This window comes from Sphaerisporangium aureirubrum, from assembly GCF_042658925.1.
Taxonomy (GTDB): domain Bacteria; phylum Actinomycetota; class Actinomycetes; order Streptosporangiales; family Streptosporangiaceae; genus Sphaerisporangium; species Sphaerisporangium aureirubrum.
Genome location: NZ_JBHSRF010000244.1, coordinates 1 through 501 on the forward strand (window position 1 = coordinate 1; position 501 = coordinate 501).

A 501-nucleotide genomic window follows, 5' to 3' on the forward strand; every position below is an offset into this window, starting at 1 on the left:
CCGTCGGTGAGTTGTTCGGGTCGGGGCAGATGCAGTTGCCGTTCGTGCTGGCGTCGGCCGAGGTGATGAAGGCCGCGGTGGGGTATCTGCAGCCGCACATGCCCAAGGTGGAGGACGGCAACGGGTCCAAGGGCCGGATCGTGCTGGCCACCGTGAAGGGCGATGTGCACGACATCGGCAAGAACCTGGTCGACATCATCTTGTCCAACAACGGCTTCGAGGTGGTGAACCTCGGCATCAAGCAACCCGTCTCGGCGATCTTGGAGGCGGCGCAGCAGCATCAGGCCGACGTGATCGGGATGTCGGGGTTGCTGGTGAAGTCGACGGTGATCATGCGGGAGAACCTGGAGGAGATCACCACCCGCGGCCTGGCGGACGAGTTCCCGGTGCTGCTGGGGGGTGCGGCGCTGACCCGGGCGTATGTGGAGCAGGATCTGGCGCAGATGTTTCCTGGGCAGGTGCGGTACGCGCGGGACGCGTTCGAGGGGTTGCGGTTGATGG

At 65.3% G+C, this 501-nt stretch carries 1 protein-coding gene; it reads left to right on the forward strand.

Going from position 1 to position 501, the window contains the following annotated elements; translation table 11 throughout:
- Nucleotides 1–501 (forward strand): cobalamin-dependent protein (locus ACFP1K_RS41355; RefSeq protein WP_380764108.1); only part of this gene is annotated, 501 nt, incomplete at both ends.